25 protein-coding genes are annotated in these 26,085 nt (G+C 36.5%); all 25 read right to left on the bottom strand.

The features are described from left to right. Positions 1-2 precede the first annotated feature (2 nt). The 25 genes from flgC to smc all read right to left on the bottom strand — a co-directional run bounded on the left by flgC (position 3) and on the right by smc (position 26,083). On the bottom strand, positions 3-464 hold the full coding sequence (gene flgC, locus BLR36_RS02515; protein WP_093060093.1) for a flagellar basal body rod protein FlgC: 462 nt from the start codon (positions 462-464) through the stop codon (positions 3-5). A 2-nt stretch (positions 465-466) separates the two neighbouring features. Beyond that, on the bottom strand, positions 467-859 hold the full coding sequence (gene flgB / locus BLR36_RS02510) for a flagellar basal body rod protein FlgB (protein WP_093060091.1): 393 nt from the start codon (positions 857-859) through the stop codon (positions 467-469). A gap of 293 nt (positions 860-1,152) precedes the next feature. Continuing rightward, positions 1,153-1,932, bottom strand: a complete 780-nt coding sequence (gene codY / locus BLR36_RS02505) for a GTP-sensing pleiotropic transcriptional regulator CodY (protein ID WP_093060089.1) — start codon at positions 1,930-1,932, stop codon at positions 1,153-1,155. An 84-nt stretch (positions 1,933-2,016) separates the two neighbouring features. Continuing rightward, positions 2,017-3,408, bottom strand: coding sequence for an HslU--HslV peptidase ATPase subunit (hslU, locus tag BLR36_RS02500; RefSeq protein ID WP_093060087.1), 1,392 nt, complete (start codon positions 3,406-3,408; stop codon positions 2,017-2,019). Continuing rightward, positions 3,405-3,953: an ATP-dependent protease subunit HslV gene (gene hslV / locus BLR36_RS02495; RefSeq protein ID WP_093060085.1), complete on the bottom strand. Its 549-nt coding sequence runs from the start codon at positions 3,951-3,953 to the stop codon at positions 3,405-3,407. The genes hslU and hslV overlap by 4 nt, the downstream gene beginning before the upstream one ends. An 18-nt stretch (positions 3,954-3,971) precedes the next feature. Then, on the bottom strand, positions 3,972-4,871 hold the full coding sequence (gene xerC / locus BLR36_RS02490) for a tyrosine recombinase XerC (protein WP_093060277.1): 900 nt from the start codon (positions 4,869-4,871) through the stop codon (positions 3,972-3,974). 71 nt (positions 4,872-4,942) lie between these two features. Continuing rightward, the gene (gene trmFO / locus BLR36_RS02485; protein ID WP_093060083.1) at positions 4,943-6,253 is read right to left on the bottom strand and encodes an FADH(2)-oxidizing methylenetetrahydrofolate--tRNA-(uracil(54)-C(5))-methyltransferase TrmFO; all 1,311 of its coding nucleotides are present in this window, start codon (positions 6,251-6,253) and stop codon (positions 4,943-4,945) included. A gap of 15 nt (positions 6,254-6,268) precedes the next feature. Continuing rightward, a complete protein-coding gene (gene topA, locus BLR36_RS02480) occupies positions 6,269-8,344 on the bottom strand; it encodes a type I DNA topoisomerase (protein ID WP_093060081.1) in 2,076 nt (691 codons plus the stop codon). 110 nt (positions 8,345-8,454) lie between these two features. After that, a complete protein-coding gene (gene dprA, locus BLR36_RS02475) occupies positions 8,455-9,336 on the bottom strand; it encodes a DNA-processing protein DprA (RefSeq protein WP_093060079.1) in 882 nt (293 codons plus the stop codon). A 206-nt stretch (positions 9,337-9,542) separates the two neighbouring features. After that, positions 9,543-10,445 carry a succinate--CoA ligase subunit alpha gene (gene sucD / locus BLR36_RS02470; protein WP_093060077.1) on the bottom strand — a complete coding sequence of 301 codons (903 nt, stop codon included), beginning with the start codon at positions 10,443-10,445 and terminating at the stop codon, positions 9,543-9,545. An 18-nt stretch (positions 10,446-10,463) separates the two neighbouring features. Continuing rightward, positions 10,464-11,624, bottom strand: coding sequence for an ADP-forming succinate--CoA ligase subunit beta (gene sucC, locus BLR36_RS02465; protein WP_093060075.1), 1,161 nt, complete (start codon positions 11,622-11,624; stop codon positions 10,464-10,466). 130 nt (positions 11,625-11,754) lie between these two features. Beyond that, positions 11,755-12,039: an EscU/YscU/HrcU family type III secretion system export apparatus switch protein gene (locus BLR36_RS02460; protein ID WP_093060073.1), complete on the bottom strand. Its 285-nt coding sequence runs from the start codon at positions 12,037-12,039 to the stop codon at positions 11,755-11,757. Then, entirely contained in the window at positions 12,036-13,883 is a 1,848-nt protein-coding gene (locus tag BLR36_RS02455; RefSeq protein WP_093060071.1) for a hypothetical protein, read from the bottom strand. The genes BLR36_RS02460 and BLR36_RS02455 overlap by 4 nt, the downstream gene beginning before the upstream one ends. A 4-nt stretch (positions 13,884-13,887) precedes the next feature. Next, positions 13,888-14,658, bottom strand: a complete 771-nt coding sequence (locus tag BLR36_RS02450) for a ribonuclease HII (RefSeq protein ID WP_093060069.1) — start codon at positions 14,656-14,658, stop codon at positions 13,888-13,890. 128 nt (positions 14,659-14,786) lie between these two features. Further along, positions 14,787-15,638, bottom strand: a complete 852-nt coding sequence (ylqF, locus tag BLR36_RS02445; RefSeq protein ID WP_093060067.1) for a ribosome biogenesis GTPase YlqF — start codon at positions 15,636-15,638, stop codon at positions 14,787-14,789. A gap of 14 nt (positions 15,639-15,652) precedes the next feature. Further along, the gene (lepB, locus tag BLR36_RS02440) at positions 15,653-16,213 is read right to left on the bottom strand and encodes a signal peptidase I (protein ID WP_093060065.1); all 561 of its coding nucleotides are present in this window, start codon (positions 16,211-16,213) and stop codon (positions 15,653-15,655) included. Between the two features lie 441 nt (positions 16,214-16,654). Beyond that, positions 16,655-16,999 (bottom strand): 50S ribosomal protein L19, encoded by a 345-nt coding sequence (gene rplS / locus BLR36_RS02435; RefSeq protein ID WP_090562635.1) that lies wholly within the window; start codon positions 16,997-16,999, stop codon positions 16,655-16,657. A gap of 277 nt (positions 17,000-17,276) precedes the next feature. Continuing rightward, positions 17,277-18,005, bottom strand: coding sequence for a tRNA (guanosine(37)-N1)-methyltransferase TrmD (gene trmD / locus BLR36_RS02430; protein WP_093060276.1), 729 nt, complete (start codon positions 18,003-18,005; stop codon positions 17,277-17,279). Beyond that, positions 18,005-18,523, bottom strand: a complete 519-nt coding sequence (gene rimM, locus BLR36_RS02425) for a ribosome maturation factor RimM (RefSeq protein WP_093060063.1) — start codon at positions 18,521-18,523, stop codon at positions 18,005-18,007. Before rimM ends, trmD begins: the two co-directional genes overlap by 1 nt. Before the next feature lie 573 nt (positions 18,524-19,096). Further along, positions 19,097-19,330, bottom strand: coding sequence for a KH domain-containing protein (locus BLR36_RS02420; RefSeq protein ID WP_093060061.1), 234 nt, complete (start codon positions 19,328-19,330; stop codon positions 19,097-19,099). 14 nt (positions 19,331-19,344) lie between these two features. Further along, positions 19,345-19,617, bottom strand: coding sequence for a 30S ribosomal protein S16 (rpsP, locus tag BLR36_RS02415; protein ID WP_093060059.1), 273 nt, complete (start codon positions 19,615-19,617; stop codon positions 19,345-19,347). Positions 19,618-19,721: 104 nt separating this feature from the next. Then, positions 19,722-21,077, bottom strand: coding sequence for a signal recognition particle protein (ffh, locus tag BLR36_RS02410; protein WP_093060057.1), 1,356 nt, complete (start codon positions 21,075-21,077; stop codon positions 19,722-19,724). A gap of 13 nt (positions 21,078-21,090) precedes the next feature. Beyond that, positions 21,091-21,420: a putative DNA-binding protein gene (locus tag BLR36_RS02405; RefSeq protein ID WP_093060055.1), complete on the bottom strand. Its 330-nt coding sequence runs from the start codon at positions 21,418-21,420 to the stop codon at positions 21,091-21,093. An 83-nt stretch (positions 21,421-21,503) separates the two neighbouring features. Beyond that, the gene (ftsY, locus tag BLR36_RS02400) at positions 21,504-22,514 is read right to left on the bottom strand and encodes a signal recognition particle-docking protein FtsY (RefSeq protein WP_093060052.1); all 1,011 of its coding nucleotides are present in this window, start codon (positions 22,512-22,514) and stop codon (positions 21,504-21,506) included. A 14-nt stretch (positions 22,515-22,528) separates the two neighbouring features. Beyond that, on the bottom strand, positions 22,529-26,083 hold the full coding sequence (gene smc, locus BLR36_RS02395; protein WP_093060050.1) for a chromosome segregation protein SMC: 3,555 nt from the start codon (positions 26,081-26,083) through the stop codon (positions 22,529-22,531). Between the last annotated feature and the right edge of the window lie 2 nt (positions 26,084-26,085).

The raw sequence follows: 26,085 nt of genomic DNA, 5'->3' as shown, positions 1-26,085 counted from the left end.
TCTTATTTTCCTATTTCTAATGCCTTAGATAACATAGCTTTGTTCGCATTAAAAACTGTTACATTTGCCTCATAAGATCTAGTTGCAGATATTAAATCAACCATTTCTCTTAGAGGATCGACATTGGGCATTTCTACGTACCCATTTTCATCGGCATCAATATGAGTGGGATCAAATACTAATTTAAATGGCGTTGCTGTATCCTCTTTTATATTACTAACTTTCACACCATTACCGACATTTTTTTTATCAGAAGTACCAATAGCGACATTTAAAAAATTGGAAAAATTACCTTCTAACGGCTTTAATGTTACAGATTTTCTTCTGTATGCTTGCCATTCACCGTTTACTTGCTTCGCTCTTGTCGTATCCACATTCGCTATATTTGAAGAAATTACATCCATTCTAAGTCTCTGAGCTGTTAATGCTGAAGCTGTTGTATTCATCCCATGAAATATGGACATAATTAACCTCCTCCTTTTATAACAGTTTGTAGTGTATTTAACTTACCGCTCATTCTATCGATTAACGCGTTATAGTAAATTTGATTGGTCGCAAGATTTGCTTGCTCTTTATCCATGTCCACACCATTGCCATTATGGTTATATCTATAGCTTGCATAATCGAATACACCAGAAGAACTAGTTTTTGTTTCGAAATTTATATGTTTTTCCTGTGTTCTATGCGCTGATATAGTTGATTGTTTCGCATTGGATAAATACTCCCCAAAACTTACACTTTTGGCTTTATAGTTCGGCGTGTCGACATTTGCTATATTTTGCGCAATCGCCTTTTGTTTTGTCGCTGAGAAATCTAATCCTCTTTCTAAACTTGAAATTGCTCCACCAAATATACTCATTCTTTCACCTCATTACGTATATAAATATTCGACATTTTTTTATTAATTATCTTTGAATATCACAATAATTTCATTGTAATGTTTATGTAACATTGTGTCTATTGAATTTTCAGCATTTTAATAGGACTATATTCCTTTTAATTTGATAAGTATCGACATTTTGTGTCAATCCTGGTCAATAATTATAATTCTCTAAACTTTCTAGTAAAAAACAACTATTATGAAGTGATTTTTTTCTCCTATAAAAAAATCTCTTCCACTATTAAGCGGAAGAGATTTTTCAAGTAATTTACTTATTTCATTTTAAGCTGAGCTAACTCTGCAAGAAACTTATCATTTAATACTTTAATATATGTCCCCTTCATCCCTAAAGATCTTGACTCAATTACACCAGCACTCTCTAGCTTGCGAAGCGCATTAACGATTACAGATCTTGTAATTCCGACGCGATCAGCAATTTTAGATGCTACTAGAAGACCTTCACTGCCGTCTAACTCTTCAAAAATATGTTCGATTGCTTCTAATTCACTGTAAGACAATGAATTGATAGCCATTTGTACAACTGCTTTGCTACGAGCTTCCTCTTCAATTTCTTCAGATTTTTCACGTAGTATTTCCATACCAACAACTGTTGCACCATATTCACCTAGAATTAAATCATCATCTTGGAACTCTTGTTTAAGACGTCCAAGGATTAATGTACCTAAACGTTCTCCGCCACCAATTATTGGTACTATTGTTGTTAAACCGTCTTTAAACAAATCACGGTTCTCTTCAGGGAACACTGAGTGCTCACTAAAAACATCTAAATTTGAAGATGTTTCATCAACATGGAAAAGGTTCTTCGTATATTGTTCAGGGAATTGACGTTCTTCCATCATTTTAATCATACGATCATTTTCAATTTGTTGATGTACTTCAAAACCTAATAATTTCCCTTTTCTCGAAACAATGAAAGCATTACTTTCGATTACTTCACTTAATGTAGCTGCCATTTCTTTAAAGTTTACTGGTTTACCAGCAGATGCTTGTAACATCGAGTTAATCTTTCTTGTTTTAGTTAATAAATTCATGAATAAAGTCCTCCAGTTAATTTTCTTATTTATTTTAATATTCTAAAGGTTTTTAATTGTTTTAGATACTAATTTGTTTAAGATTTATAAGATAAATTGAGATAAATCTCTATTTTTCACAATTTTGTCAAGTTTTTCGTCAATATATGCAGGTGTAATTTGAATATGAGCTGGCGAAATGTCAGAAGCTTCGTAAGAAAGGTCCTCTAATATTTTTTCTAAAATTGTGTGTAACCGTCTTGCTCCTATATTATCCGTCTCCTGATTGACTTCATAAGCGATTTCACCAATTCTTTCAATAGATTCTTCTGAGAAAGTAATTGTTACTCCTTCAGTTTCCAGAAGAGCTTCATATTGTTTAATCAGGGATTGGCGCGGCTCTTTTAAAATACGGACAAAATCTTCTTTTGTCAACTTTTCTAGTTCAACTCGAATTGGAAAACGGCCTTGTAATTCAGGTATTAAATCTGATGGCTTTGCCATATGGAATGCTCCGGCTGCTATAAAAAGAATATAATCCGTTTTAACTGCACCGTATTTTGTTGTAACCGTAGATCCTTCTACAATCGGAAGTATATCTCGTTGAACACCTTCTCGTGATACATCTGCAGACGAATTAGAACCACTTTTACTAGCTATTTTGTCCATTTCATCGATAAATATGATACCTGTTTGTTCTGTTTTCTCAATTGCTATTTGAGAAAGCTCGTCTTTGTCTATCAGTTTGTTCGCTTCTTCTTGCATTAATACTTTGCGTGCATCTTTTACTTTCATTTTTCGTTTTTTCTTTTTCTTTGGCATTAGATTTGATAAGGCGTCCTGCATATTCATGCCCATACTCTCCATACCACCTGGTTGTAGAGCATCAAATAATGAAGGTGCTTGTTCTACTACCTCCACAGTGATAAACTCATCTTCTAATTTGCCATCTCTTAAATCCTCGGCAATTTGCGAGCGTTTTAAACGTACATCTGTATCTTCTATATCAGTAGTCTCTTCTTCTTTCCCTCCAAATAATGCTTCAAATGGATTGGAACTAGCATTCTTTTTCTTCAAAGAAGGAACGAGTAATTTAACGATCGCATCGTTTGCCAAACGAATCGCTTGATCTTTTACTTCTTCCATCTTCTCCTCTCGAACAATTCGAATTGCTGCTTCTACTAAGTCTCTTACCATCGACTCCACATCTCTACCGACATAACCTACTTCAGTAAATTTTGTTGCCTCTACTTTTATAAAGGGTGCCTTAGTAAGCTTAGCAATTCTTCGAGCGATTTCTGTTTTCCCAACTCCTGTTGGCCCTATCATTAGAATATTCTTAGGAATTACTTCATTTTTCATCTCGTCATCCAATAATTGTCGACGATATCTATTTCGAAGTGCAACAGCTACTGCTTTTTTGGCAGCGTCTTGACCAACGATATATTTATTTAAATGCTCTGTAATTTGTTTTGGGGTTAAGTTAGCTTCCTTCATTCACCTAATACCTCCACAATAATTTGATGGTTTGTAAATACACATATATCTGCAGCAGTAGTAAGCGCCGCTTTTGCAATTTCCTGCGCTGTCATATTCTCACCTGCATATTGCTTTAGAGCTCTACCAGCAGCTAATGCATAATTTCCACCAGAACCGATAGCTAATATGCCATCATCTGGCTCAATTACTTCGCCCGTTCCGGAAACAAGTAGTAAACTATTTTTGTCCATCACTAGTAGCATTGCCTCTAATTGACGTAGCATTTTATCTCCTCGCCATTGCTTAGCAAGCTCCACTGCTGCTCTTTGTAAATTTCCGTTATATTCTAAAAGCTTTCCTTCAAACATTTCAAAAAGTGTAAAAGCATCAGCAACGGAGCCAGCAAACCCTGCCACAACTTGACCGTTAAAAAGTCTTCTAACTTTTTTCGCGGTATGCTTCATCACTACTTGGTTACCTAATGTCACTTGGCCATCCCCTGACATTGCCTGGCTTCCATTGTGACTAACTGCGAAAATCGTGGTTGCATGAATATTACCCATTTTTTATACCTCCAATATTTACGCACGCGGATGCGCATTCATATAAGTTTTACGTAAATGCTCTTTTGTAACATGTGTATAGATTTGAGTGGAAGATAAGCTGGAATGCCCCAGTAGCTCCTGCACACTTCTAAGATCTGCTCCATTATTCAGCAAATGAGTAGCGAATGTATGTCTGAGCATATGTGGATAAATAGTGGAATTAATAGAGGCTTTTTTCAACATTTGGTTTAATATATATCTTATCCCATCAGTTGTTATATGTTCTCCTCTGCTATTGACGAATAAAAAAGTATGCGCAGTATTCTTCATTAGTTTCGGTCTACTATTTTGCAAATAATCGTCTATCGCTGCCAATGCAAAATCGCCTACTGGAATATATCGCTCTTTTCTTCCTTTCCCCATCACTCTTACAACTCCATAGCTCCCATCTATATGACGTAGTTCAATGGCCGTAAGTTCACTTACACGCATACCAGTCGCATATAGTAATTCTAATATAGCTATATTTCGGATTGATAATGCATCAGTTCCTCTGTTTCCTTCAAACAATTGCTTTATTTCCTCTTCATAGAAAAAGTGGGGAAGTTTTTTTTCTTTTTTAGGATGAAACAAAGATTGAAATGCATCATCTCGAATACTATATTCTTGATGTAGAAATTTATAATAAGAGCGAACGGAGGATATCTTCCTAGAAATCGAAGTTCTTGCAAGTTTCTGATCATATAATTTCGTAACGTACAATCTAGCATGAATATACTCTACCTCATTTAAATGAGTGACTCCTTCAATTTCTAGAAAAGACAGAAACTGCTTTATATCATTTTCGTACTCCTGAACTGTATGATTCGAATAATTTCTTTCTAATTGTATGTATTCAATAAAAGCATGAAGTTCTTCTAACCCTATAATGATTATCAACTCCACTCCAATATTTCTCCATTGTAAAAGCCTCTAAAAGTATACAACTTTTTTGAGGCTTTTAGCAATTATAACGCTGTACTTTTCATAAAATTTTGAATTGTCGACAACGCACGATTTGCTAATTGTTCGACTTTCACTTTTTTATCTCTTACTTTTGGTTCCAATTCAGGGAATAAACCAAAGTTAATATTCATAGGTTGGAAGTTTTTTGGATTCGCTTCTGTGATATATCTTGCCATGCTTCCAAGTGCTGTTTCAGCTGGAAATACTACTAATTCTTCCCCTTTAGCTAGCCTTGCTGCATTAATGCCAGCTAATAGTCCACTGCCTGCTGACTCCACATACCCTTCAACACCCGTCATTTGCCCTGCAAAGAAAATATGATTATTCGCTTTTAGCTGATAAGTTGGTTCTAATACATATGGCGAATTGATGAACGTATTACGATGCATGACACCATAACGCACAATTTCCACATTTTCAAGACCAGGTATTAGCTTTAATACTTCTTTTTGTGGTCCCCATTTTAAATGTGTCTGGAAACCAACAATATTATAAAGTGTCCCGGCACCATCGTCCTGTCTAAGCTGAACCACCGCATATGGGCGTTTGCCTGTTTTAGGATCTTCTAGTCCCACAGGTTTCATCGGACCAAATAATAATGTCTTACGTCCACGCTCAGCCATTACCTCAACTGGCATACAGCCCTCAAAGTAAATTTCTTTTTCAAATTCTTTTAATGGCACTACTTCCGCAGCTATCAATGCATCGTAAAAGCGATTAAACTCATCCTCTGTCATTGGACAATTTAGATAAGCTGCTTCACCTTTATCATATCTTGATTTTAGATAAACCTTATCCATATCAATGCTATCTTTTTCTACAATAGGGGCTGCTGCATCGTAGAAATACAAGTAGTCTTGACCAGTCATTTCTTTCACTTTTTCAGCAAGTGCTGGAGAAGTTAGTGGACCAGTCGCTATAATTGTAATTCCTTCTGGGATTTCTGTTACTTCTCCATTAACAATTTCTATTAACGGATGATTGCGTATAGCTTCTGTAACTCTACCAGAGAAATCATGTCTGTCAACAGCAAGTGCGCCTCCTGCAGGTACACTACTGTTATCTGCGGATTGTATAATAAGCGAGTCCAACATACGCATTTCTTCTTTAATAACGCCTACAGCATTCGTTAAGTTATTTGCTCTAAGTGAATTGGAGCAAACCAATTCAGCAAATTTGTCCGTATGATGCGCTGGCGTTTGTTTAACAGGTCGCATTTCATAAAGACGTACTTTTATACCTCTTTTAGCTATTTGCCACGCTGCCTCGCTTCCTGCAAGTCCTGCACCTATAACGTTTACTATTTCAGTCATGTCGTATCCTTCTTTCTAACTTTGCGGATCTTCTTTATAATCACACGCAACACATTGTATTTGTATACCTTTTTTCAATTTCTTTTCGACTAACATTTCATTACATTTCGGACATGGTCGACTAATCGGCTTGTCCCATGAAACAAAATCACATGTTGGATATTGATTGCAGCCATAAAACAAACGTTTTGTTTTACTTTTTCGTTCCACTATTTGACCTTCTCCACATGCTCGACAAGGGACACCTATTTCCTTAATAATCGCCTTTGTATTACGACATTCTGGAAAATTACTGCAGGCCATAAATTTACCATATCGCCCTAATTTGTATACCATTGGTGAACCACAGTTTTCACAATCTTCCCCTGTTGGTTCATCTTTAATAACGATTTTCTCCATCTCAGCATCCGCGTACACAACCCGCTTCTCAAAATCCTGATAGAAGCCATCAATTACTTCCACCCATTTTACCTGTCCCTCTTCTACACTATCCAAATCTCTTTCCATCTGCGCAGTGAACTCTATATCTAAGATTTCAGGGAAGAACTCTGATACGAGATGATGGACAATTGTTCCAAGCTCAGTAGGGACAAAACGCTTCGTCTCTAACGCTACATATCCACGTTTTTGAATAGTATCTAAAGTTGGAGCATAAGTAGAAGGTCTACCTATCCCTAACTCTTCTAAAGTTTTTACAAGTCTTGCCTCCGAGTATCTTGGAGGAGGTTGAGTAAAATGTTGCTTCGGATCAATGGACAACGCATTAACTTTATCTCCAACTTCTAGAACCGGTAATAACTTATCCTTGTCGTCCGTTTGATCATCTGAACCTTCTACGTAGACCTTCATAAATCCAGGGAATTTGACTTGTGAACCATTCGCTCTAAAGTAAACTTCTCCATTTTTAAGGTCAACAGCTACTGTATCTAGTATAGCAGATGACATTTGGCTGGCTATAAACCGTTCCCATATTAGCTTGTATAATTTTAGTTGGTCACGAGATAGAATCGTTTTTAACTCATTAGGGGTTCTTAGGACACTTGTAGGTCGAACAGCTTCGTGGGCATCTTGTGCCTTTTTCGATTGCTTTTCCACTTTCTTTGTAGAAATGTATTCAGAACCAAATTCATTTTTGATATATTCTTGTGCCTCAGCTTTAGCACTATCCGATATTCTTGTTGAATCTGTTCGCATATAGGTAATCAACCCGATTGTCCCTTGTTTTTTACCTAAGTCGATTCCCTCATATAATTGCTGTGCAAGCATCATTGTTTTTCTAGCTCTGAAATTTAGTTTTCTTGCCGCTTCCTGTTGAAGGGAAGATGTCGTGAAGGAATGTGCTGGATTACGTTTTCGTTCTTTCTTCACAACATTTGCAACTTCAAACTTCTTGCCCTTCATTAACTTCAGTACTTCTTTTACTTCTTCTTCATTTGAAAGTTTTCGTTTTTCTTTCTCACTTCCATAATAAAGTGCATCAAAGGCTTTCTTATTTTTATCAAATTGTCCTTCAATTGTCCAATACTCTTCTGGTGTGAAATTATTAATTTCATTTTCTCGATCAATGATCAATCGAAGAGCTACAGATTGCACTCGGCCAGCTGACAAACCTTTTTTCACTTTTTTCCACAAAATAGGGCTTATATTGTACCCTACAAGTCTGTCTAAAATTCTTCTTGCTTGTTGTGCATCTACAAGATCCATATTTATTGGTCTAGGATGTTTAAACGATTCTAAAATCGCATCTTTAGTAATCTCATTAAATACTACTCGGCAATCTGATTCAATATCAACATTTAATGAGTTTGCCAAGTGCCATGCTATTGCTTCTCCTTCTCTGTCGGGGTCAGCCGCGAGATAAATTTTCTTCGCTTTTTTTGCTGCTGTTTTTAATTCCTGTAGTACCGGGCCTTTACCCCTGATTGTTATATACTTTGGTTCGTAATTATTTTCCGTATCGACACCCATTTGACTTCTAGGTAAATCACGAACGTGACCAATCGATGCTTTGACTTTATATTTTTTTCCAAGATATTTCTCTATTGTTTTTGCCTTTGCTGGCGACTCAACAATTACCAAATAATCCGACATAAATCTGCCTCCTTATAGAAGGTAACTCGCTTTAATCTTCAAAACAAATACCTGTTGCAAAATGTATACCAGTTTTCTCATAAAAGCAAGACTTTTCATTTTTTTGTTTTTTATTTATTTAACTCTTCTAGTATTTGATGACCATTCCAGACTGGTTTTGCACCTTCTAATATTAGCAAATGCGGACCAATGGAAAGTGGTGAGTGTATAGATCCCGGAATCGCAAAAATCTCCTTACCATTTTCTAATGCGTGCTCCATAGTGGAAACTGTACCACTCTTTTTTGTCGCTTCTGTAATAACGACTCCTTTGGAAAGCCCACTAATAATTCGATTTCTCATTGGAAAATTCCATTTTTGAGGTGTTATATAGGGAGGGTACTCAGTTAATAATAGCTGATTTTTCTCCATTTCGTTAGCTAATTTAAGATTTTGTTTAGGATAGACATGAAATAATCCGGTTCCGAGGACTGCAATCGTACTTCCACCTAAGCTCATCGTTATTTGATGGGCAAATGTATCTGCACCCTTGGCCAGACCACTAATAATCACATACTCTTCGTTTATTAAGGGAGGTAGTATTGCTTTAATACTTTCAGCGGAATAATTAGTCGCCTCTCTTGAACCTATAAATGCTATTTTCTTAGAGTTCGCAAGTAATTCTAACCTACCTTTTACGTATATTACGGTGGGAGGATCATATAAATCTAGTAAACTTTTAGGATAGTTGGGATCAGAAAACAGAATGGGGGTAATCGAGTGTTTTTCATACATTTGAAGCATCGGAGTTTCGACAAATTCTCGAAACATTTTTTGGAGTTTAATCGAGCGTTCGAGGGATATTTTACATAATTTCGACAATAAATGAGGGGATATTTCTTCTAATTCAGCTAGTTTTGGGTCAAATTCAAGTAAAGCTTGTAGTTTATTTAAAGGTACAGGAAAAACATAATGTAAAGCTAAAAATCGGTTAATAAATTGATTATTATTCATTGGTTTCCTCCTTTATTATACGACTAGTTTAGTATTGATTGTCTTTTTATGCATAGTTCACCTCGCGGAAAACGTTCATCTGAAACGGAAATCAGCAGTATCATTTAATTATTTAATTTACTATAAACACTATGTTTGAAGATATTAAGCCATATACTTATTTTTAAAAAAATACGGCAACATCAGTGATGTGCCGTACTTTTCTATTAATGTGTTTTACAAGAATCGTAAATACCTGCTTCTTTAATTGCTTCGATTAAAGTTTCACCAATAACAGATGGAGTTGCTGCAACCTTCATGCCTGCTGCTTCCATTGCTTTGATTTTACCTTCTGCAGTACCTTGTCCACCGGAAATAATAGCTCCAGCATGACCCATACGTTTACCAGGAGGTGCAGTTTGACCACCGATGAATCCTATGACAGGTTTTGTCATATTTGCTTTGATCCACTCAGCTGCCTCTTCTTCTGCAGTTCCACCAATTTCCCCGATCATTACTGCTGCATATGTGTCTGGGTCATCGTTGAATTCTTTTAGAACATCGATAAAGTTAGTTCCGTTAACAGGATCTCCACCGATTCCTACAGAAGTAGATTGTCCAATACCTGCGTCAGATAATTGAAGAACCGCTTCATATGTTAGTGTTCCTGAACGTGAAACAACTCCTACATGGCCTTTAGTGTTAATGTAGCCTGGCATAATACCAATTTTACATTCATCTGCAGTAATAACACCTGGGCAGTTCGGTCCGACTAGACGAGTTTTCTTACCTTCCATGTAACGTTTTACGTTAACCATGTCTAGTACTGGGATATGCTCTGTAATACAAATAGTCATATCTAAGTCTGCATCAACAGCTTCTAAAATCGCATCTGCAGCAAATGGTGCCGGAACGTAAATTACTGAAACGTTAGCGCCAGTAGCTTTAACTGCATCTTCAACTGTATTGAAAACTGGAACTCCTTCTACTTCTGTTCCACCTTTACCAGGTGTTACCCCAGCAACGATTTTAGTTCCATATTCTAACATTTGTTTTGTATGGAAAAGAGCAGTTGAGCCCGTAATTCCTTGTACAATTACTTTAGTATCTTTATTAATATATACGCTCACTTTTTGTCCCTGCCTTTCTTATCCTACAAGATTAACGATTTTTTGAGCACCGTCTGCCATTGAGTCTGCTGCAACGATATTTAAGCCTGATTCATTTAATAATTTTTTACCTAAATCTACATTAGTTCCTTCTAAACGAACTACAAGTGGTACTTCTAAACCTAATTCTTTCGCTGCAATAATAACACCTTCAGCGATAATGTCACACTTCATAATTCCACCGAAGATATTAACAAAAATACCTTTTACGTTTTTATCAGAAAGGATGATTTTGAATGCTTCTGTAACTTTTTCAGCAGTCGCGCCGCCCCCAACGTCAAGGAAGTTTGCGGGTGATCCGCCGTAATAGCTAATTGTATCCATTGTTGCCATAGCTAGTCCTGCTCCATTAACCATACAACCAATATTTCCGTCTAAAGAAATATAGCTAAGGTCATATTTTGAAGCTTCAATTTCTTTTGGATCCTCTTCATCATAATCGCGCATTTCTAAAATGTCTTTATGACGATATAATGCGTTACCATCGAAGTTGAATTTTGCATCAAGCGCTAAAACATTGTCATCAGCAGTTACTACTAACGGGTTAATCTCAACTATTGAAGCATCTTTTTCTTTATAAACTTGATATAATCCAAGCATAAATTTAGCTGCTTTGTTCACGAGTTTAGCTGGAATATTCATATTAAATGCCATACGACGTGCTTGGAAGCCTGTTAAACCTACAACTGGATCGATTTCTTCATAGAAAAGTTTTTCAGGAGTATTTGCAGCCACTTCTTCAATGTCCATACCGCCTTCTTCAGAGCCCATTAATGTTACACGTGAAGTTGAACGATCTAGAACTAGACCTACATAATATTCCTTCTTAATGTCGCTTCCTTCTTCGATAAGTAAACGTTTAATCTCTTTACCTTCAGGACCAGTTTGGTGAGTAACAAGTACTTTACCTAATAGTTCCTTCGCGTATTCACGTACCTCATCTAGATTTTTTGCGATTTTTACTCCACCAGCTTTACCACGTCCACCTGCGTGGATTTGAGCTTTAACAACGATAACGCTTGATCCTAATTCTTTTGCTGCTTTCACTGCCTCTTCAGGTGAGAAAGCTACAATTCCGTTAGAAACTGCTACGCCATATTGTCTAAGGAGTTGTTTACCTTGATATTCATGGATATTCATCTTTCATCCTCCAATCAAACTTATGTCAAGTAATTTACTACCGTTCTCATTGTATTAAAAGTGTCACATCTTGTCCACAAAAGTATGATATTTACCTAAAACAGCTAATATTCAGATAATGCGTCGCAGTTTAAAATTTACTACCTTTTTCTTTATCAATTTTATAAATATACGCAAATACTTCTGCTACCGCTTGGTACAGCTCCTCAGGTATGGATTGATTGATATCTAATTGTCCAAGTAGTTCAACTAAACTTGGGTCCTCCTGAACTGGCACATTATGTTCCTCTGCTTTCGCCAAAATATTTTCTGCTATTTTCCCTTTTCCCTTAGCAACTATTTTAGGCGCATCGTTATTCCCAGGATTATATGTGAGAGCTACCGCTTCTTTTCGAGTGTATCTTTCTTCTTTCATATTCGAATGTCTACTCCTTGTACATCAAAGGTGTAAGCTTTTGCATTTAAGGTAGATGCCAATTTTTGTTCCTCGAAAGTTTTGACGAATATACCTGATAATTGATAGCCTACCGAGGATAGTCCTATCTTTAATGTTTCTTTAAACTTTTCAGATAGTGATTCCAATTGCGTATCATTGTTATATAAAGTTATGGAAACCACTCTATTTTGTACCTGCATATCTACGACAGTTTCCTTTAGAGTATCTAATTGCAAATAAAACATGATTCTAGCAAAATCAGAGTCAATTTTACCATCCTCTTTCATTCGTCCGTTCCACTCGAGTGACGCATCCATTTTTTTACCTAAAAACTCTAATGGAACCTGCATTAGCAACTGATGCTGAGGACCATTTTCACTCGATAGAATTTGTAAGCCGTTCATCCTTCCTAGAACCGCCTCCGCACTTTCTCTAACCGCAGAAGAAATGCTTTGATTTTGTAATAACTCCACTATTTGTGGCTTTAGTTGGGAAGCTAATTGTCTTATTTCATCGCTATTACTTGCTAGCTTTGCTTCATACCCAAATCCAAGTGATTTTAAGACTTCTTTCATAGCATGCTCGAACGCTTTTCCATCTAGCTGTTGGATTACTTGTTGTTCCGCTTGAATTATCGCATTATTACTTGTGGAATTACTACCTATATTCGTTAATTGCTGCAACGTCTGAGCAACTGATTCCATGGTAGACCCTTTACCTAATAATGACACTAAATGGTCCTTGGGGGTCAACCCATTCAAATCCTTCGAGAAAATTGCTTGTTGACTTTGCTCAGCAAATACTTTTGTCAAAGCATCTTTAAGTACTTGGAGTTGATTAGGCTGATTATCCTTTTTGAGTAAAGTTAAAATCTCACTTTTTTGGTTTGCCGTTAAAGAAGGCTGTTGATTTATCCAGCTACGTAATTGTTCTAACATTTGACCTTTTTCTAGTGGATCTGCTTGAGTAAACTTTAATAATAAATCTCCTGCTGAATTTAACATCGCTGACTGACTAGTAATAGGAATAGGATTAGTAAGGCTTGCTGTAGTTGGTAAAACATTAACACTTTTCAAGGTTTGTAATATCGGTAAACGTGTTGCTAATGGTTGTTGGCCATCTTGTAGAACTTCAATCTGCTTTCCAAGTATTGCTCCAGCAACTGGTCCATTAAATGGTTCTGCTATTTTTTGCAGATTTTGAAGAATATTGTTTTTTAATGTTGGTACTACAGTTTGATCCTGCTGTAATTGAGATTGGAAATTTTGAAGAACAGAATGCAATCCATCAGTTGATTTACCACTAATCACTGTTTGCAGCATCGTACTTGTTAAAGGCAGCTTCATTTCCACTATCTTTTGAATCGCCTCAAGAGCAGCTTTCATAGTTATATCTTTTGGAAGCTGTTTTAATAATTGCTCCACTTGCATCATTGTATCTTTAGAAACGGGTAACTGTTGTTTGATAAAATACTGGATAGCTGCTTGCATTTCAATTGTTTTTGGTAAATTCATCGCCTGTAATAATTGCTGACCTTGCTGTGCCAATGATTTTCCTTCTGCAAGTGGTCCTGTTACTACTTTTAACTGTAGTTCAGGAGCCATTTTTTCTACCTGAAAGAAATGAGAATCTCCTGCTTTTAAAGGAGTCTCTAATTTTGCGATTACTTTTTGATTACCAATTTGTACTTCCGCAGTTTGGTTTGGGTACAATTTTTTAATCTTACCGTGTACCACTTGTCCTTCCTTTATTGGTGCTTGTTTTAAAGAAGATATTCCAGAAGCATGTTGTGTTTGGATGGTAGATAAAGTAGTGGATTTCATGTTATCACCTCATTCTTAAGATGGATTTGATCGGTTCGAATGTTTTTCGGTGATGCTGGGTTGGACCATATTGCTCAATCATTTCGATATGCTGCTTTGTTCCATAGCCTGCATGTTTGTTAAAGAAATACATTGGGAATTGCTCGTGTAACTGATCCATGTATTCGTCTCGAGCCGTTTTTGCTAATATGGATGCTGCTGCAATAGCCAAGCTTTTTGCATCACCTTTTATGATGGAATGGGTTTCGATGTCAATCGGTAGTTTCATGGCATCCGCCAATACTACATTTGGTCTTATTTTTAAGTTTAAAACTACCTCAGTCATCGATTGTCTCGTTGCTTCATAAATATTCAGTTCATCTATTTTTTGGACAGATTGAAAGTGGATACTGTATGCGATTGCATGCTTTTTAATCATTACTGCTAGTTCATCTCGTTTATTTCTAGACAATTGTTTTGAATCATTTAAGCCAACTAGTTCTTTTATATAATTTGGTAGGATTACAGCTGCTGTCACTACTGGTCCAGCAAGCGGGCCCCTACCAGCTTCATCTACTCCGGCCACTAAATCATTGTTCTGTGAGCAATAACTTCTATCAAATTTTATTTTTTCTTCATGTGCTTGAAGCTCTAATAAGGTAAGCTGTTGTTTTCTTTTCCAGCTTGTCCATAGCTTTCGAGCACCAACCCGTTCATCCTTCTCTAACTCTGTTATCCAAGATTCTTCCCCTGTTGATTGCTCTAGTTTTTCTTTTATCTCTTTTAAACTTAACATTTTATTCACATCATCTTTCTATAACTTAATCTATGTATCGGTAAATTTGTATTTAATTGAATAATTTCACATGCTTTAGAAAGGATAAAACCCTTTTTACCAGTTGGCAAAAAGGGTATCAAGACAGTTTAATATTCTTCCACAAAATCAAATGTTAATCTACCTAAATTTAGATTTCGGACGTCTCTAACTATCAGTTCAGAAACTTGATCATAATCTATTTCGGTACCGTTTGTATAACATCGTCTTAGCTTTCCAATATGGTCAAATGTTTCTACTAAATCTTCGCTGATCTCTTTTAATTGATACCGCTCTTCCATCCGTTTTGGATAGTGGTCCTGCAAGAAGTTTAAGCCGTACACTGCTAAATCTTCCATATTTATTACTGCATCTTTTATCGCACCAGTTAGGGCAAGTTTATAGCCGACTTGTTGATCCTCGAATTTTGGCCACAGAATACCAGGTGTGTCTAATAATTCAATTTCTTTTTCAACTTTGATCCATTGCTGTTTTTTCGTGACACCCGGTGTATTACCAGTTCTCGCAATGTTTTTCTTTGCAAATCGGTTAATCAAAGTTGATTTGCCCACATTCGGTATACCAACAATCATTGCACGTATCGCTCTAGGTTTTATGCCTCTGTCCTTCATGCGGTCCCATTTAGGCTTTAATAGCTCTTTTGCTGCCTTAAATACAGTTTGGAGCCCTTTTCCTTCTAAAGAGTTAATCGCTACTGCAGGATGCCCTTTTTCCTCGAAATAAGCAATCCATTTTTTAGTTTGTGATTCATCTGCCATATCCATTTTATTGAGTATGAGTAATCTCGTTTTCTGATGTATCACATCATCAATCATTGGATTTCTAGAAGATAGCGGTAAACGTGCATCGATTAATTCGAAAACAATATCCACTAATTTTAAGTTTTCAGTTACTTCTCTTCTTGCTTTGGCCATATGACCAGGAAACCATTGAATCGTCATTGCGTACCTCCTATTTACTTAACAAAACCAATTTCATTCAGAGGCCAAAAAACAATATTTGTATTTCCAATAACTTCATCAATAGCAACTAAGCCAATATGTCGACTATCCTTACTATATCTTCGGTTATCTCCCATAACAAAAATGTAACCTTCAGGAATTACTTTCTTCTGAGTAATTTCTTCTAAAGTGAAATCATCGGTAAGTGTACCTTCTGCTATCTCACTTTTATATTGAGCTAAATAAGGCTCCTTCACAGCTTCTCCGTTAACCAATAACTGATCATTTTTATACTCTACCGTATCACCAGGGAGCCCTATTACACGCTTTATGTAATTTTTTTGTTCGGGTGCATGAAATACAACTATATCAAAGCGGTCTGGTTCTCCAACCATATAGCCGATTTTGTTAACAACCATTCGATCCCCATTTTTTAAAGTAGGCATCATCGATTCTCCGTCTACTACGATTGGTGTAAATAAAAAGAAGCGAATTATTGCTGCTAGCCCAAAAGCAATTAATAGAGCTTTTGACCACTCCCATAATTCATTCTTTTCTTTTTTTACTTGTTCCATCCATTTGCCCCCTTTGGTTATTGTCTTTATTGTACAAGGAAAACTCTTTTCAAGCAAAAACTATTGTCCATTTTTCTCGTTGTTTGTGTTTTTCGTTAAATAAAAAAATCCTTTTAATGAATCTATTATGTGCATTTAATATAAATTCCATTAATTTAAAATGTTTTTAGAGATATAGTCAATCTATTATTAAATAACATTTATAATTCAAAAGGATTACAAGTAATTTGAGTTAGACATTAAAATTATGCCAACCTTTTTATCTCAACGAGCCTTTATTTGCAATTCTGAAGCAGCTCATGCGGGCTAGACGCTGGAGTTTTTAGAAAGAATCACTTGTAAACAATTATCCACATAGCAAAGATTTTATTGTATTCTAAAGCATAAAAAAATGTCGTAGCAAAAGTGAAAACACTTTCGCTACAACATTTGCTTTTACTATTAACGACGCTCTTTAATACGAGCTGCTTTACCACGTAGGTCACGTAAGTAGTACAATTTAGCACGACGAACTTTACCACGACGGATAACTTCTAAGTTTGCAATTTTTGGTGTGTGTACAGGGAATGTACGTTCAACACCAACACCGGATGAAATTTTACGAACTGTGAAAGTTTCGCTAATTCCGCCACCACGACGTTTAATTACAACTCCTTCGTACATTTGGATACGTTCGCGAGTTCCCTCAACAACCTTAACGTGAACACGAACTGTGTCACCAGGACGGAAAGTAGGAAGGTCTGAACGTAATTGTTCTTTAGTGATTTCTGAAATAATGTTTTGCATCATTTTCTCTCCTTCTGTAGAATGCTCTTACACACAGTTGCTGTTGCAGCGGAACACCCAAAATCAGTACTTTTCATAAAAGTACATAGTAAAATATAACACAACTAATGAGTGGTTGCAATAATTATTTATGAATTTACTATCGAATTAATTTCATAAAAGCATATTACATAATGAAACCTAAAAAAATTTATTTTCGCTCTAGATGGAGGTTTTCTGCAGGCACGACTCGAGCCTGTAGTCTCTCATAAAATTGAAAAATAAATATGAAATTGACTCACCTTTTTATTTCTTTTAACAGACGTTCCTCATCCGATGTTAATACGATCTGCTCCAATAAATCTGGTCTGCGCGTGAGTGTTCTTTTTAAAGACTGCTCTTTGCGCCACTTCTCAATTGCGGCATGGTTTCCAGACATTAATACTTCTGGTACTTTAAAGCCTCGAAATTCAACTGGACGAGTATAATGAGGATGCTCCAATAAACCTGTAGAAAAAGAATCTTTTTCATGCGATTCTGCATTGCCCAAAACATTAGGCAATAATCTCACAACACTATCCACAACCGTCATAGCTGCAAGTTCTCCACCCGTTAAAATAAAATCTCCTATGGAAATTTCATCCGTCACTAAATGCTCTCGAATTCGTTCATCATAGCCCTCATAATGACCACAAATAAAAACAAGTTCTTCTTCCTGTGCAAGTTCCTCCGCTTTTTTCTGCGTAAATCGCTCTCCCTGGGGACATAACAGAATAATACGTCTTGTTTTACCTTGACTCGGTGGAAGAGCTTCAACGGCATTAAAAATAGGCTCTGGCTTTAATACCATACCCGCACCTCCACCGTAAGGGTAGTCATCTACTTGATGATGTTTATTACCTGCGTAATCTCGAAAATTTACTACATTTATAGCTACTTCATTCTTCTCTTGCGCCTTTTTCAAAATGGATGAGTTAAATACACCCGAAAACATTTCAGGAAAAAGAGACAGAATGTGAATATTCATCATGATAACAAACCATCCAATACTTCAATTGTAATTTTCTTGTTTTCAATATCAACTGATTTCACTACGTCCTCAATATATGGAATATAGTGATCTTTTTTTCCTTTTTCCGGTCGTACTGCCCAAACGTCATTAGCACCTGTTTGAATAATTTCTGTTATCGTTCCAATCATTTCACCCTCAGTAGATACTACTGTACAGCCTATTATTTCGTGAAAATAGAACTCATTTTCTTCTAACTCGGAAAGATTTTTTTCAGAGACCTTTAAAATTGCATCTCGAAATGCTTCTACATCCTTCAGCAAGGAGTATCCTTCAAAGGTTAATAAATCAAAATTCTTGTGCTGACGATGACTTGCCACTTTAACCATTATTGGTTTAGAACCATCCGCTTTATGTAAAGCTAGTTCACTTCCAACCTCGTAGCGTTCTTCTGCAAAGTCTGTTGTGGAGATTACACGAACCTCTCCCCAAATACCATGCGTATTTACGATTTTCCCTACATTAAACCATTCCAATAAGATTACCTCCTAGTTCAAAACATAAACTTATATATCCAGTTGATTGTAGCTCCGGTCGGACGCTTTCCGTGGGCACGGCTCGAGCCTGTAGTCTCTCCCTCGTGCTCTCCCACAGGAGTCGCCGACCTGCGCTACATTCAACAATATTCCCTAAATATAAAGAAAGTTAAATACTAAAACACCTATATTAGTCGTAAATCTGTTTCTTCATCGAATAAATTTTAGGTCTCTTTTTTCCTCTATCATGGGATAGCCTTTATAATTCATAAAAGATTATAAGTAATTTGAGTTACTAAAAATTAGTGCAATTTTTTTATCTTAGCAATAAGTTTTGCTCAATTAAAAAGTTGAGTACCACTCACTTTATTGATTGCAGTGCAAGGTGGCGACTCCAGCGGGAAAAGCGTTAGTCGAAGACCCCGCAGCGCAGCGAGGAGGCTGAGGCAACGCCCGCGGAAAGCGATCACCTGAAACGGAAATCAACAGGATTACTGTTCTATTCAATTCTTATTAATACCAAACAAGCTGAATAATTACCTATCAAAAAAGGAAGAACAAATTGTTCTTCCTTTAATCTAATATGTCGACATATGTTTTTTTCTTTTGGTGACTGCCTGCTGCTGAGTAAACAATTGTACGAATTGCTTTCGCGACACGCCCTTGTTTGCCAATTACTTTTCCCATATCTTCAGGATGAACAGAAAGTTTATAAACTATACGGTTTACACTCTCTTCTTTTTCAACCTTCACATTTTCTGGATAATCAACTATCGGTTTAACGATTGCTTCGATCAGCTGCTTCACATTGTCCCCTCCGATTATTTGCCGAGTTTTGCGTTATGGAATTTTTCCATAATTCCTTGTTCTGAGAACAAGTTACGTACTGTATCAGATGGTTTCGCACCGTCTTGAAGCCATTTTAACGCTAATTCTTCGTTAATTTTAACTTCAGCTGGTTTAGTAAGTGGATTATAAGTACCTACTGTTTCGATTTGACGACCATCACGTGGTGAGCGAGCGTCTGCTACTACAATACGATAGAAAGGAGCTTTTTTTGCTCCGATACGTTTTAAACGAATTTTAACTGCCATTTTCATTGCACCTCCGAATAGTTTCACACAAGATAATATATTATCAAGCTTTTATTTGTTTGTAAAGTATTTTTTCTTAACACCTTATATTTTTTAGTGAAGAATTACTTAAACAATGAATCGAGACCAGGCATTTTCATCTTTTTCTTGCCTTTTTGTTGCATATTGGTCATTTGTTTCATCATTTTTTTCATGTCTTCAAATTGTTTCAATAATCTGTTTATATCTTGAATAGATGTACCTGAACCTTTAGCGATTCTCTTTTTTCTTGGTCCATTAATAATCTCAGGAGTTGTTTTTTCTTGCGTAGTCATGGAATAAATGATGGCTTCTACACGATCCATCTGCTTTTCATCAACCTTTGCATTTTCCAATCCTTTGATTTTACCTGCACCTGGAAGCATCTTTAGAATTTCATCTAATGGACCCATTTGTTTCACTTGGCCAATTTGCTCTAGGAAATCATCGAATGTAAAACTCTGCGTGCGAAATTTTTCTTCTAATTCCTTCGCACGTTCTTCATCAACATTTGACTGCGCTTTTTCGATCAGTGACATCATATCGCCCATACCTAAAATTCGGGAAGCCATTCGTTCCGGGTGGAAAGGCTCCAACGCATCCATTTTTTCTCCCATCCCGACAAATTTAATCGGTTTTTGAGTAACGGAGCGAATAGATAGTGCAGCACCACCGCGTGTATCTCCATCTAACTTCGTTAATACGACACCAGTAATGCCTATAGCTTCATTAAAGTTATTCGCTACATTGACTGCATCCTGTCCAGTCATTGCATCTACAACTAAAAACACCTCATCAGGCTCTTTAATCGCACGAATATCCTTTAACTCCTGCATAAGTGTTTCATCAATATGAAGACGTCCTGCAGTATCTATAATAACTACATCATGATGCTCTTCCTTTGCTTGCTCCATCGCCTGTTTGACAATTTCGACAGGTGAAATTTCTGTTCCTAATGCGAACACAGGTAAAGAAAGCTGTTTCCCTATAGTTTGCAACTGTTGAACAGCTGCAGGTCTATAGATATCTGCAGCAACTAATAATGGCTTTTTATTATATTTTTTACGCAGAATATTAGCTAATTTCCCAGTTGTTGTTGTTTTACCTGCACCTTGCAAACCGACCATCATAATAACCGTAGGAGGTCTAGTAGAGAAGGAAATTTGGCTTTGTTCTCCACCCATTAACTCGGTCAATTCATCTTTAACTATTTTAACGACCTGTTGACCAGGTGTTAAACTCTTCATCACGTCTTGCCCAACAGCACGAGCCGATACATTTTTGACGAATTCTTTTACTACTTTTAAGTTAACGTCTGCTTCTAGAAGTGCATATCGAACTTCTCTCATCATTTCTTTTACATCGGCTTCAGAAACTTTCCCTTTACCTTTGATTTTCTGAAGTGTACCTTGGAGTCGCTCAGCTAATCCTTCAAATGCCATGCTCGCTCTCCTCCTAATCCCATTCTTTTAATTGATTAATGAGTTGAATCAGTTCTTTTTCAGCTGTTTGATCTTTCACAAGTGACAGCAGTTGTTCCACCGTTTCTTTTCTACGTTGAAATTTAGAAAATAGACTAAGCTTTTCCTCATATTCTTCTAGCATAGCCTCAGTTCGCCGTATATTATCATATACAGCCTGCCTAGAAATAGTATATTCCTCTGCAATTTCTCCAAGAGATAAATCATCTAAATAATAAAGTTGCATATAGCTTCTTTGCTTATCTGTCAATAAAGCCTGGTAAAAATCGAAGAGAAAATTCATGCGAGTTGTTTTTTCAATCATTCCCATCTCTCCTTACCATTTCACTTATCATATTATATTTTAGTAACAGACTAGATATCTGTCAAGTAAAATTACTTGTCTAACTATTCCTCGTCTTCTAAATGCAGTCCATCAGCAAATAGTCCATATACATACTTCTCAGCATCAAATGGTTGCAAATCATCCATCTGTTCACCTAGACCAACAAATTTGACTGGAATATGCAATTTATTTCGTATCGCAAGTACAATACCACCTTTTGCAGTACCATCTAGCTTAGTTAATACAATTCCGGTCACATTTGTTACTTCTTTAAAAGTTTGTGCTTGCACAAGTGCATTTTGACCTGTAGTTGCATCAAGAGCTAGTAGCACTTCATGCGGAGCATCTGGGATTTCACGAGAAATTACCCGGTGTATTTTTTCAAGCTCGTTCATCAAGTTCACTTTGTTTTGCAATCTTCCAGCAGTATCACAGATTAACACATCTACACCACGAGATTTAGCTGCTCTTACAGCATCATACATAACAGCTGCTGGATCAGAGCCTTCAGATTGTTTAATGACTTCGACTCCTACTCTATCTCCCCAAACCTGAAGCTGATCAATTGCTCCTGCACGGAAGGTATCTCCTGCTGCAAGCATGACATTTTTGCCCTCTCCTTTTAAACGATGAGCAAGCTTGCCAATTGTCGTCGTTTTACCAACACCATTAACACCGACAAATAATATAACAGACAAACCACTTTCTTCTAACTGAAGCTCTGTAATATCGTCCTCTCCAGCATTATAAATCTCTACTAATTTCTCGGAGATAACCGATTGAATTCCCGAAGTATCTTTAATATTTTTGCGTTGTACTTCAAAGCGTAAAGAATCCATTAATTCTGTAACAGTTTCAAAGCCTACATCTGCTTGGAGTAAAATTTCCTCCAGTTCTTCAAAAAAGTCCTCGTCTACTTTACGATATTTAGCCACTAAATCATTGACCTTTGAAGTAAACTGGTTCCTTGTTTTAGAAAGACCTTCTTTAAACTTATTTGTAATCGAAACTGTTTCTTCCGCTTCTGGTGTAGCCCCTAACATTTTCTCTTTGAATTTTTTAAAAAAGCTCATATATAAAACTCCTTTTAAGTTACTAATTCCTCTTCTAATTTAACTGAAACTAATTTAGAAATACCAGACTCTTGCATCGTAATACCGTAAAGGACATCTGCACCTTCCATTGTTCCCTTACGGTGTGTGATAACGATAAACTGGGTATCATCGCTGAATTTTTTCAAATAATCGCTATAACGAGTTACATTAGCCTCATCTAGTGCAGCTTCCACTTCATCCAAAATACAAAATGGAACTGGACGTGTCCGTAAAATAGAAAATAGTAACGCAATGGCCGTTAGTGCACGTTCCCCTCCTGATAATAAAGAAAGGTTTTGTAATTTTTTCCCTGGAGGCTGAGCCAGAATATCAATACCTGTCTCTAGTAACGAGGTAGGATCCGTTAGTACTAAATCTGCATGACCACCACCAAATAATTCCCGGAACACAACTTTAAAATGTCGTTGAATCTCATTAAACGTTGTTTCGAAACGAATGGTCATCTCTTCATCCATTTCCTTGATAACCTCATGTAATGTTTCTTGAGCTGATAATAGGTCTTCTCTTTGTTCCGTTAAGAAAGAATGTCGTTCATTTACTTGTTCAAATTCTTGAATTGAACTCAAGTTAATCGGACCAAGTTCTTCAATAGAGCGTTTCAATAGTCTCACTTTTTTCCGTGCTAAATCCTCGTCCATTTCAAATGGATAATCCCGTTCTGCTTCTTCTAATGTCATTTCATATGTTTCTTCTAAATGGTGTTGTAACGTTTTCATTTCTACTTCTAATTTACTTTGCTTTATATCTAATGTACGTTCTTCTGTAAGCTGTATATTCGCTTGTTGTTGCAAATCTTTCAATGCAATTTCAGCTTGTAAAATTGTTTGTGCAAGTTCCGTTCGCTTCGCTTTACCTGATTGAATTTGGACAACCAAATGCTCTTTTGTCCCTTTATGCTGCTCTATTAGTTTCGATAACTCCTCAGGAGATGTTCCATACTGATCATCATTCTCATACCAGGCGATTTCCTTTTGAATGGTTTCCACTTTTTGTATACTCATCACACTAGTTTGATCCAAAAGAACATTTTCCTTTTCTAACTGTGAAATTTGTTCATTGATCACAGCGATAAGAGATAGTAATTCACCTAATTCGTTTTGGAATTTATCCTTTTGCTGAAGAGATTGTTGTTTCAATAGTTGCAATTCGTCAATCGTTTTCTGAATAGAAATGAGTGATTCGTTAATTTCTAAACTTCTAGAAGCGGTTTGCTCCTTTTTTCGAACTAAGTCATCATGAAGGTTGTTTTTTTCATTTTTTTCCTCATCGAATTCCAACAACTGACTCGTTAATCTAGAAATTATGGCAGCACATTCTCTGGATTCTGAGAGTAATTTGTGTTCTGATTCTCTCAATTGCTCCCCGATAAGTCTAGTTTCTTCTAAATCTTTTTTCAATTGCTGCACTTCGAGTTTTCTTTTTGAAACAGAAACTTCAGCTTCTAATACTGACTTTTCGAGTTCTACCAGTTTTACATTCAGCTGTTCTAGCTCTGCTTTACGAGTAAATAAAGAAGATTGCTGTTTAACAGAGCCTCCTGTTAAAGATCCTCCAGCATTCACTACATCACCATCTAAAGTAACGAAACGGTATTTGTATTGTAGACGAGCAGCCATTTCGTTGGCACCTTTTAAATCCTTGGCAATAATAATATTACCTAGTAGATTTTCTACAATAATTTGATATCCATCCAAATAATTCACAAGCTTGTCCGCTGTATTCACAAAAGAAGGATGTTCTTTAATAGAATTCAGAGTGTATTCGTTCACTTTTCTGGATTTCATTACCTGTAAAGGCAGGAATGTTGCTCTACCCACTCTTTTTTTCTTTAACCAATCTATTGCAATTCTTGCATCCTGGCTGCTATCTGTAATGATATGTTGGGATTGGGGACCAATAGCAGTATCAATGGCGGACATATACAATTCTGGTATTTGAATTAATTCCGCAACTGCTCCATGTATTCCTCTTAGTTCCTTTTTGTCTCTTGCAATTAAAACCTCTTTAACTCCTTGGAAAAACCCTGAAAACTCAGATTCTAACTCTTCCAAAGAATCTCTTCTTGCCTGCATCTGATGTTTCATTTGATAGGCTTTTTGAAGCATTGTTTGTTGTTCCTCGAATGAGCCTTCGAGTCGTTCGGAAACTTCACGCTTTGATTTATAATCCGCAAGCTTTTGCTGTAGCTCCTTTTGACAATTGGTCAATAATGGATCTAGTTCATTTTTGCGAATCGTTAGTTTCTCTAATTCGTCTTTGATTTCCTGATAGTCCGCAATCATTTTCTCAGAAGAAACTAATTCAAAGTGAAGTTGCTGCTCCATATGCTTCATTTCATTTTTCATCGTTGCTTCTTCGTTTAATAAATCGATATATGTACTTTTCAAATCTTCAATTTCCTCTTCCACTTCGGAGGCCGACTTACTTAATACATGATCGATCTGGACTTTCTTTGCACGAAGCTCTTTAAGCTGAGCTAATTTTTCTGATTTTGCTTTACTATTAGTTTTCAATTGCACTTCTAATGTTTGGACTTTAAGTTGTTCCTCTTCCAGCGCTTTTTTAAGTTGTGAAATTTGCTGACTAGCATTTTGCTGTTTCTCTGCCAACAACAGCTTCCGACCCTCTAAACGTTCTAACTCAGAGCTTGACTCCACTAATTCACTTTGCTCTGTATCTAACTTTTCATCAATGCCAGACATCACTTTTCTATGTTGCTGAATATTTCTTTCCAATTCATCAATTTGCGATTGAAGCGATAGCTTTATTTGTTTAAGTTCTTCTAGTTTTGTTTGTAACTCTAAATTTTCTTGAACAAAATGTCTTAAATCATGTGCGATAACAGCAATTTCAATATCCTTGAGCTCTGCAGACATCGTTAAATAATCGGACGCCAAAGAAGACTGGATCTGCAATGGCTCCATTCGGTCATCCAATTCATGCAAAATATCTAGCACACGGTTTAAGTTATCGTCTGTTTCAATCAATTTGAATTCAGCTTTCTTTTTACGCTGCTTATACTTTAGAACTCCAGCAGTTTCCTCAAAAATCGTACGACGATCTTCAGGTCGGCTATTTAATATTTCATCGACTCGTCCTTGAGAAATAATAGAAAAAGCTTCTTTCCCAAGCCCTGAATCCATAAATAGGTCAGTAATGTCCTTTAATCTGCATGTTTGCTTATTTAATAAATATTCACTGTCTCCAGAGCGAAATACTCTTCTTGTCACACTAATTTCCGCAAAATCAAGGGCAACACGTTGATCTGCGTTATCTAAAATTAAAGTCACTTCCGCAAAGTTCAAAGCTTTTCTAGAATCACTTCCAGCAAAGATGACATCTTCCATTTTTGCACCTCGAAGGGATTTAGCAGACTGCTCTCCTAACACCCATCTAATTGCGTCTGTAACATTACTTTTTCCACTACCATTCGGTCCTACTACTGCAGTTACTCCAGGAACAAAATCAATTCCTATACGGTCTGCAAATGACTTAAATCCAACAATCTCTAATCTTTTAAGGAACAATG

This window comes from Psychrobacillus sp. OK028 (assembly GCF_900103605.1).
Classification (GTDB): Bacteria; Bacillota; Bacilli; order Bacillales_A; family Planococcaceae; genus Psychrobacillus.
The sequence above is the reverse complement of the archived record's forward strand: the minus strand, read 5'-3'. Positions and strand labels throughout refer to the sequence as shown.